The sequence below is a fragment of the uncultured Cardiobacterium sp. genome (assembly GCF_938028185.1).
In the GTDB taxonomy this organism is placed as follows: Bacteria; Pseudomonadota; Gammaproteobacteria; order Cardiobacteriales; family Cardiobacteriaceae; genus Cardiobacterium.
In genome coordinates this window covers 1-9301 of sequence record NZ_CALJAH010000207.1, presented here as the reverse complement: position 1 = coordinate 9301, position 9301 = coordinate 1, and the positions used below count along the sequence as shown (strand labels likewise).

Below are 9301 nucleotides of genomic sequence, written 5' to 3'. Positions count from 1 at the left end.
CCCTAACGAAAGGTGACAACGGTATCGCGGGTGAAAAGCTGCCGCAGGCGCTGCGCCGGGTCGTTGAGGTAATAGCTCCGGTCATGCACGGGGTCAATCACCAGCCAATGCCTGCCGGAGCGGTGCATGATGAGCGCACGCGCGGCGATGAAGCGGCCATCCCGGAACAGGGCGAAGCCGTAGCTGATGTCGGTGCGGGTCAGCGAGAGTTTTTCCCTGAGCGGCGTCATCGGCAGCGCGGCGATGTCCGGCGGCAGCACCGAGGCAGTTTGCGGCTTCAGCCGAGCCAACCCCGGCCGGAGCAGCGCCCACGGCGCGAGATGCGGCAGCGGGCCAAAGCAGCGCATGGAGACGGCGCCCGGCCGGTCAAAAATGTCGTCTTTGACAAAGGCACGCTCGCGGGTATCCATCTGGTTGGCGGCCTGCCACACCTCCGGCGGCAACAGCGGCACGGTGTCGCCGCCTGCGTATGGCGCCAGCATCGCCAGCGTCATTTCGCGTTCGCCTTGCAGATAGCCGCCCGCCGCCTGTTCCTTGCCCGCAATGAGCTGCTCCGCCTGACAGGGGAAGGCCATTTCTTCCCGCCACTGGCAATCGCTTGTTTGCCGTTCGTCCATCGTGCGCAGGTCTTCCTCGCTCAGGGGGAAGAAAGTGCCATCCGGCGCCTGATAGCGGATGTCCGCATAACCGGGCTCGATTTCCCGCTGGTAGAGCGCGCGCAGGCGCAGCCGCGCCACGGCCATCCGCTCCCGCTCCGCCTCGCTGTAATCCTGGGGTTTGCGCTCGTCACGCAGCGCGGAAAATGAATTTTTCACCGCATCGTTCTTGTCGGCCTCGCTGACCACGACCGGCACTTCATCCCAGGGAAGCAGCGGCGCGGCGGGCGATGCGAGCAGGCGTGCGAGCGTGCCGCCGGGGTCGGTGAGGCGGTAAGCGGCGCGCGCGGGCGGCAGGAAGACGAACCAGCCGCCGTCACCGGCTTTTTGCAGGGCGATAGTGGCGATGGGGCGCAGGTCTTTGCGTAACCGCAGCGCATAATCGGCGCGGTCATGCGGCGGCGGCGCGACCGGCGTCAGCGGCAGCGCGGCGATTTGCCGCAACCATTGCCGTTGCCCGGCGACGATAACGGTGCCGTGCCGTTCGTCCATCTGCGCCGCCGTGACGGGCGTGTCCGCGGCGATGATTTCGAGGTTGTTGACGTGCCGCAGCAAATCTTCTGGGACGAGGCGGCGCGGACTGTTGCCCGCCTCAGGCGGCAGCACATGAATGTCCGCGGCGGGCAGGACGGGGAAAAACGGCAGGCGGGCGTCATCAACGGTTTCCGCGCGGACGGCGGCACAGGCAAGAGCGGTCAGAAGGAGGATTTTGCGCATGGCGATTCCGGGTGATGTCATCAGATTTATGGCAATGCTCCCAAAGTGCTGTACCAGGCGCAACACCGTATGAGGCTTTCGGTGGATGGCTATACATACACCTTCCCCGCTATCCTGTATGTAAAATGTCGCCCCTCAACCCCAACCGGAGAACCTCATGGCGCAATTTGGCAACGACTACCTCGCGGGCTGCCACCCGGCGATTCTCGACGCGCTCGCCGCGACCAACCTCGAACAATCCGCCGGCTACGGCCTCGACCCCTACTGCGACGCGGCGCGGGCAACCATCCGCGCGCTCATCGGCGATGAGGCGGCGGACGTACATTTCCTCGTCGGCGGCACGCAGGCCAACGCCACCGTCATCGCCAGCATCCTCCGCCCGTGGCAGGGGGTGATTGCCGCCGACTGCGGCCACATTGCCACTCATGAAACCGGCGCGGTGGAAGCGCACGGCCACAAGGTGCTGACCCTGCCCGGTGCAGACGGCAAGCTCAATGCCACGCAGTTGCGCGATTTTATGGAAAGCTACTGGCTGGCGAGCGGCATCAGGGAACATATCGTGCAGCCGGGGATGGTTTACCTGTCGCAGCCAACCGAACTCGGCACGGTGTACAGCAAGGCAGAACTCACCGCCATCGCGCAAACCTGCCGCCATTACCGCCTGCCGCTGTTTGTTGACGGCGCGCGCCTCGGCTACGCCCTCGCCCCCGGCGTCAGCGACGTGTCGCTGCCTGACCTCGCCGCGCTCTGCGACGCCTTCACCATCGGCGGTACCAAATGCGGCGCGCTGTTTGGCGAAGCGGTCATCATCAGCAACGACCTTTATAAAGAACACTTCCGCGCGATGATGAAACGCGGCGGCGGCCTGCTCGCCAAAGGGCGACTGCTCGGCATCCAGTTTGAGGTGCTGCTGCGCGACGGCCTCTACCAGCGCATCTGCGCGGCGGCGATTGACTACGCGCGCGACATCCGCGCGGCCTTTGCCGCTCAAGGCGTGGATTTCTACGGAGCGTCCACCACCAACCAGCAATTTCCCATCCTTGCGCGCGAACAGGCCGATTACTTCCGGCGCGCCTTTGGTTTTGCCTACTGGCAGGCGCATGGCGACCGCCACGTCGTGCGCTACTGCACCAGTTGGGCGACCACGGCGGAAGAAGTGCGCGGGTTGATTGCCGCCATTGCCCCCAAATAATGCCCCTGTTGCCCGCCCGCACAGCCCTGCCCTAGCCACCCGGAATATCGTCCATGAATACCGACAGAATACCGACCTTATACAAAATCATCTTTTCCGCACTGTACAGCATTCTCGTCATCTATATTTGCACCTGCTTTGAACCCCAATTTTTCATCATTGACGATGCCATTAACGAAATGCTCGGTTCATTTACCCAATATGGCAAACGCTGGAGCAGCGGACTGGTACCACTGATTGTAGAAAGTATGTATTTGGGCGGCAATTCGGTTATCGAGCTGGATCGGGGACTGTTCCTGCCGCAGAATATTATTGCCAGCATTTTGGCATACAAGACACACAATTTGCAGCTCACCAGCCTGTTTATGGCATTCTGCAATCTTTTCCTGATTACCCTCTCCGCCACTACCATCGCCGAACATTTCCGTCTTAGTCGGCCTTACACCTTGCTCTTTGCCGCCTTTGTCGCCATCAATCCCGTCTTTCTCTACCAATATGCCCCCGGTTGGTGGAATGCGGCCAATGGTCAGGCTTGGGCAACTGCCGCCATTGCCACATTCCTGCTCGCCAAAACGCGACTTTCGCCCATAGCCCTGTTGCTGCATTTCCTTTCCGTCTGCTGTTTGCTGGCATCCGGCTGGCCGCACGGCGTCATTGGTTATGCCACCTTCGCCCTGCTCATACTGATTACGGAAGGGTTCAAAGCTGAGAGCCGCCTGGGCAACGGCATGGTCGTGCTGGTCAATATCCTGGCGCTATTGATGGCCGTACCCATCTATTCGGAATACCTTTATTCGGCAACGATGATAGAGCGCGTTTCCGAGATTTACAATACAGACAATTTTCTCCGTCCGACACTTTCGAGCATTGTATTTGGCTTTAATCCGACGTTCTATGATTTTATCCATTACTTTAACGGCTACCGGCTGTTAAGCATTCCGGTTGGATTTTCTGTCATTTTCTTGCCGCTGGCGCTTTGCTTCAGGGATGGCAAGACGCTTTGGCAAAAAGATTCAACCACACAGCTGCTGGCGGCAATGCTCCTGTGTTACTTCCTGCTGACACAAATGCCCTCCCAGTTTGGCCCGTTGCGCTGGCCGTTCCGGCTGCTGCCCTTTCTCAGCATGGCAACCGGGCTGCTGGTGTGCCATGTGTTGGACAAGGGCAACCCCGTGCGCCATTTCCAACCCTATTTGCTGACCATATTGGTCTCTTTCCTCATCGCTCTTTTCACCTCAGTCGGATTCAAGGAGCACCTGCCTTATGTGCAGCTTTCTTGCTTGCTACTGTTTTTAATCCTACCGTTTGTCTTTGACTTTCTGGAAAAACGGCAACCGTATTTGCTGCTCACTTTTCCCGTGGTGGTGCTGCTCGTGATGCTCTCTGGACAACCCACATTGGGCAGGGAATACGTTTCTTTCACCACACCGCCAGAGCGCATTGCGATAAATCCGCGTATCAATCTGGATGGTCATATGCTTTCGCTGACCGGCATTTTTGATGATGCCAACCGGCTGGACAAACTGATGTCTGCCCAGTTTGGCTTTTATGACATCAAATCGGTGAATGGTTACGTTCCGGTGGGCAATATCTATCTGCAAAAAGTTTTCCCTTACCATTCTACCCACGGTTTGTTTGAAGCGGAGCCGTCATTGGATCATATCCTGCATACCCGACAATACGGCGCCTGCCTGGCCAGGCTGATGCAGATCAGTACCATCTCCATGGAAAAAACCCAATTCAAAAAATACAAATCTGCCTTGCTCGCCTGCGGCTATCGCGAAACGATATTTGTTGAAGATGAACGAGTATTTGTTTCCATGCCCTTTGCGGAAACCGCCACCTGGAAACATCATCAGCCCTTTGTGTTCCCTGCGGATATTGCCATCGAAACGGTGCGCCATACCAACAATAAAGATTTAATCAAATTGCCCGCCCATGACGACCGGGAAATCGTCCTCATTTTTCCACGGGTGTGGTGGCATGGCTATTACGCCAAAATCAATGGCATCTATTTGCCCGTCGAGCAGGATGACAGTGGCGTATTGACAAAAGTGACCGTGCCGCCGATGGGTGAGGGAATACTTAAATTGAATTACTTTCCTTATACCTGGCGCTTCGTCTGGTGGTGTCCGCTGCTTGCCCTGTTGGGGATGGGCCTGATTGGCGCAGTCGCGAAAAAATGGCGCGGCAAAAAAAGACTTTTTGCGTCCTGATAACGGCATGGCATCCAAACACGAAATCTTTGTGAGGAAATGCGAGGATTTGCGTGAGGTTTGATGTTCATCAAGCCGCCGGAATGAAGGTCTTGTTAGAATGCCCCCACTCCAATAAAGGCAATAATCAAGTGGGGAAATCATGAGACAGTTAGCTTTCGCCAGCATTTTGTTGCGGCGTCTCGCGGTAGCGACGGTGGTCGCTGCCGCATTATTTTTTGTGCAGCCCGCGCTGGCGGCGCCGATGCCGACGGCGAAGGAGATTCGCGCGGCGCTGTTTCATAGCGATGGCTCCCTGCAGGAGTTCACAGGCAAGGTACCGGCGACCGAGTTTTTCCCCGATGCCACCGGCTACGGCACGATTCAGGACAATCCGCCCATCGTGCCGGTGCTCAAGGGCGAGGAAGTGCTCGGCTATGTTTTCCTGAACTCGAATTATGTGCCGTCCGGCGGTTATTCCGGCAAGCCGATTCATATCATGATTGCGGTGGACAAGGATTTCACCATTAAAAAGGCGAAGCTGGTCAAGCATTCGGAGCCGATTGTGCTGATTGGCATTCCGGTGGAAAAGGTCAATGCTTATATTGATGCGTATTCCGGGCGCAATTATCCGCGCGATGGCATGAATCAGGAGGCGCCGGATGTGATTAGCGGCGCGACGGTAACGGTGATGGTGATTAATGAAACGATTGCCCGTTCGACGATTGCTGCGGCGAAAGCAATGCAGGGCGGCGAAGGCGACAATGCCGCGCCCGCACAGCCGAAGGAATTGTCGGTCGTGGATATGGATAATCAAAAGGTCAGTTCCTGGCAGGAATTGACCGGCAATGGTGCGGTGCGTTCGTTTCATTTAACCGTCGGCGAGGTTAATGAGGCTTTCGCCAAATCGAAACACCCGGAAGCGGCGGAGCATTCGGAAAGCAGTAACCCGCAGGATAAGTTTATCGAGATGTTTTATGCGCCGGTGTCGGTGCCGTCCATTGGCCGCAGTTTGCTCGGCAATGCCGGTTATGAGCAGTTGCAGAAGCAGTTGAAGCCGAATCAGCAGGCGATTCTCGTCGCCGGTAAAGGACTTTATTCGTTCAAGGGTTCGGGTTATGTGCGCGGCGGGATTTTTGACCGGCTGAAATTGAAGCAGGATGGCGGCGGTTTTCACTTCCGCGACCGCAATCACCGCCGCCTTGGCGATATTCTCGCCCAAGGCGCGCCGCGTTTCCCGGAAATCGCGCTGTTTGTGGTGCCGGAGGAGCAGACGCTGGATGTGGCGCGTCCGTGGCAGTTGGAGCTGCTGGTGCAGCGCGCCACCGCCGCGCGGGAAAAGGCGTTCATTACGTATGACATGGATTACAGTCTGCCCGCGTCTTATATGAAGCAGGTTCCCAACCCGGATTATGTGGAGCCGCCGCCCGTGCCGCCGCAAACGGCTACGGTTGCCGCCGATGAGGGCGCGTCTGCCGCCGCCGATAATGCGGGCGAACTGAGCGTGCAGGAGAAGATTGCGCGCCAGGCGTGGAAGGATAAGTCGATTCAGATTGCGGTGCTGTCGTTTGCGATTTTTGTGCTGGTCTGCGTCTTTATGTTGCAGGAGTGGATTACCTGTTATCCGCGCGCTTATAAGGCTTTTCGTATTTGCTATTTGACGTTTACCTTTTTCTGGCTCGGCGGTTATCTCGGCGCGCAGTTTTCGGTGAACGGGCAGTTGTCGGTGGTCAATGTGCTGACCTTTACCAATTCGCTCATTCACGGTTTTAACTGGAATGTCTTTTTGATGGACCCGGTGATTTTCATCCTCTGGTGCGCGACAGCGTTCGGCGCGCTGATGTGGAATCGCGGCTTTTTCTGCGGCTGGCTCTGTCCGTTTGGTGCCTTGCAGGAGCTGACCAATTTCATCGCGCAGAAGCTCGGCGTCAAGCAGCTCAAGCTGCCGTTCAAGGTGCATGAGCGGATGACCGCCATTAAGTACATCATCTTCCTGTTGCTGTTCGGTTTTTCCCTGTACGACATGGGGCTGGCGGAGCATCTCGCCGAGGTTGAGCCGTTCAAGACCAGCATTATTCTGAAGTTTGGCCGCGCCTGGCCGTATGTCGCCTTCGCGCTGACGCTGCTCTTGATTGGTCTCTTTATCGAGCGCTTCTATTGCCGCTATCTCTGCCCGATGGGCGCGGCGCTCGCCATTCCCGCCAAATTGCGCCTCTTTAACTGGCTCAAGCGCTATCAGGAATGCGGCAATCCCTGCCAGAAATGTGCGCAGGATTGCCCGGTCGAGGCGATTTTCCCCGAAGGCAATATCAACGAGAATGAATGTATCCAGTGCCTGAACTGTCAGGTGCTGTATCATGACAAGTCCCGCTGTATGCACCTGCTGCTGGAAATCGCCAAGGCACAGAAAGCGGCGGAGCGGCAAAAACGGGTGGAAGCCATCCGCAGCGGCGAAGTTGCCCTGGAACCGGTCGGTGGCGAGCCACCCGCCAGCGGGGCGACAACCTGATTTACATACACGGGGAGCGCTCCCCTGTATGTATATCATTCCTTCACCTCTAAACTGGAGAATCATCATGTCAGAAGACAACCAATTAAAACTGAAACGTCGCGGATTCCTCGGCGCAGCGGTCGCCACCGGCGGTGCCGTCGCGGGCGGCGCAGGTCTGCTCGCCTCCTCACAAAGCGCCAGCGCCGAAGAAGCCGGCAAGGCGATTGACCACGTCGCACCGGGCGACCTGGACGAATATTACGTCTTCAACTCCGGCGGCCAGTCTGGTGAAGTCCGCATCCTCGGTATGCCGTCCATGCGCGAGCTGATGCGCATCCCGGTGTTCAACTACGACGGTGCCACCGGCTGGGGGCAGACCAATGAAAGCCGCCGCGTCATGCGCGAAAAAATGCTGCCCGACACCAAAAAATTCCTCGAAGACAAGGGCGGCATCTTCCGCAACGGCGACCTGCACCACCCGCATATGTCCTTTACCGACGGCACCTACGACGGCCGCTACATCTTCGTCAATGACAAGGCGAACACCCGCGTTGGCCGCATCCGCTGCGACGTGATGAAATGCGACGCGATGGTTGAAATCCCGAACGTCTCCGGCATCCACGGCCTGCGCCCGCAGCGCTTCCCGCGCACCGGCTACGTCTTCGCCAACGGCGAGCACATCATCCCGTGGCCGAACGACGGCAAAAAAGTCCTTGACACCGAAAACGCCAAGGAAGACTACTGGACTGCCTTCACCGCCATTGATGGCGACACCATGGACGTCAAATGGCAAGTGCTGGTGGACGGCAACCTTGACAACATGGACGCCGACTACCAGGGCAAATACGCCTTCTCCACCTGCTACAACTCCGAAAAAGGGCTGGACGTCGGCGAAATGTCCTCCAGCGAAACCGACTGGGTGGTCGTCTTCAACATCAAGCGCATCGAAGAAGGCGTGAAAAACGGCGACTTCAAGGAAATCAACGGCGTTCCGGTACTTGACGGCAAACACGGCTCCAAATACACCCGCTACATCCCGGTGCCGAACTCGCCGCACGGCTGTAACGCCGCGCCGGACGGCATCCACATCGTGCTGAACGGCAAACTCTCGCCGACCGCCACCGTCATTGACGTGCGCAAACTGGACGACTTCTTCGACGACAAAATCGAAGCGAAAGACCTCGTCGTCGCCCAGCCCGAACTCGGCCTGGGGCCGCTGCACACCGCGTTTGACGGCAAGGGCAACGCCTTCACCACCCTGTTCATCGACAGCCAGATGGTCAAATGGAACATCGACAAGGCCATTCGCAAATACAAAGGCGAAGACGTTGACCCCATCATCGAAAAAATCGACGTGCATTACCAGCCCGGCCACAACCACACCTCGATGGGCGAAACCAAAGAAGCTGACGGCCAGTGGCTCGTCTCCCTCAACAAATTCTCCAAAGACCGTTTCTTGAACGTCGGCGTCCTCAAACCGGAAAACGACCAGCTCATCAGCATCTCCGGCGAGAAAATGAAACTCGTACACGACGGCCCCAGCTATGCCGAACCGCACGACATGATCATCGTCCACCGCAGCAAGGTGAACCCGGTCAGCATCTGGAACCGCGACGACAAATTCTGGGAAGAAGCGCGCGAACAGGCGAAAAAAGACGGCGTTGACCTCGACACCGCCAACCAAATCGTGCGCGACGGCGACAAAGTCCGCGTGTACATGACCGCGACCGCGCCCGCCTACGGCCTGCCGAAATTTGAAGTGAACGAAGGCGACGAAGTCACCGTTTACGTCACCAACAAAGAGCTGATTGAAGACCTCACCCACGGCTTCACCCTCGAAGGCTACGGCATCGCGATGGAAATCGGCCCGCAGGCGACCTCGTCCGTCACCTTCAAGGCAGACCGCCCCGGCGTCCACTGGTACTACTGCCAATGGTTCTGCCACGCGCTGCACATGGAAATGTCCGGCCGGATGCTGGTCAAGCCGAAGGCATAAAAAAGAACCCCTCCCCTGCAGGGTGCGCCAGCACCCGCAGCGGGGGAGGGTCGG

General features: G+C 57.9%; 5 protein-coding genes. 4 read left to right on the top strand and 1 reads right to left on the bottom strand.

What is annotated here, in order from left to right; all coding sequences use genetic code 11:
• Nucleotides 1-2 precede the first annotated feature (2 nt).
• Complete coding sequence (locus tag Q0349_RS06125; protein ID WP_298079992.1) at nt 3-1373, bottom strand: hypothetical protein; 1371 nt, start codon at nt 1371-1373, stop codon at nt 3-5.
• A 157-nt stretch (nt 1374-1530) separates the two neighbouring features.
• Between Q0349_RS06125 and Q0349_RS06120 the strand changes: the two genes are divergently transcribed.
• The 4 genes from Q0349_RS06120 (at nt 1531) to nosZ (ending at nt 9247) form a co-directional block, all read left to right on the top strand.
• A complete protein-coding gene (locus Q0349_RS06120; RefSeq protein WP_298079991.1) occupies nt 1531-2565 on the top strand; it encodes a low specificity L-threonine aldolase in 1035 nt (344 codons plus the stop codon).
• Between the two features lie 53 nt (nt 2566-2618).
• Nucleotides 2619-4781, top strand: coding sequence for a hypothetical protein (locus Q0349_RS06115; protein WP_298079990.1), 2163 nt, complete (start codon nt 2619-2621; stop codon nt 4779-4781).
• Nucleotides 4782-4923: 142 nt separating this feature from the next.
• Nucleotides 4924-7269: a NosR/NirI family protein gene (locus tag Q0349_RS06110; RefSeq protein WP_298079989.1), complete on the top strand. Its 2346-nt coding sequence runs from the start codon at nt 4924-4926 to the stop codon at nt 7267-7269.
• Nucleotides 7270-7336: 67 nt separating this feature from the next.
• Nucleotides 7337-9247 carry a TAT-dependent nitrous-oxide reductase gene (gene nosZ / locus Q0349_RS06105; RefSeq protein ID WP_298079988.1) on the top strand — a complete coding sequence of 637 codons (1911 nt, stop codon included), beginning with the start codon at nt 7337-7339 and terminating at the stop codon, nt 9245-9247.
• Nucleotides 9248-9301: the final 54 nt, after the last annotated feature.

What these genes read in the sequence shown, in the direction of transcription:
- Q0349_RS06110 (WP_298079989.1), top strand. Translation starts at nt 4,924, where the DNA reads ATGAGACAGTTAGCTTTCGCCAGCATTTTGTTGCGGCGTCTCGCGGTA.
- Q0349_RS06120 (WP_298079991.1), top strand. Translation starts at nt 1,531, where the DNA reads ATGGCGCAATTTGGCAACGACTACCTCGCGGGCTGCCACCCGGCGATT.
- Q0349_RS06125 (WP_298079992.1), bottom strand. Translation starts at nt 1,373, where the DNA reads ATGCGCAAAATCCTCCTTCTGACCGCTCTTGCCTGTGCCGCCGTCCGC.
- Q0349_RS06115 (WP_298079990.1), top strand. Translation starts at nt 2,619, where the DNA reads ATGAATACCGACAGAATACCGACCTTATACAAAATCATCTTTTCCGCA.
- nosZ (WP_298079988.1), top strand. Translation starts at nt 7,337, where the DNA reads ATGTCAGAAGACAACCAATTAAAACTGAAACGTCGCGGATTCCTCGGC.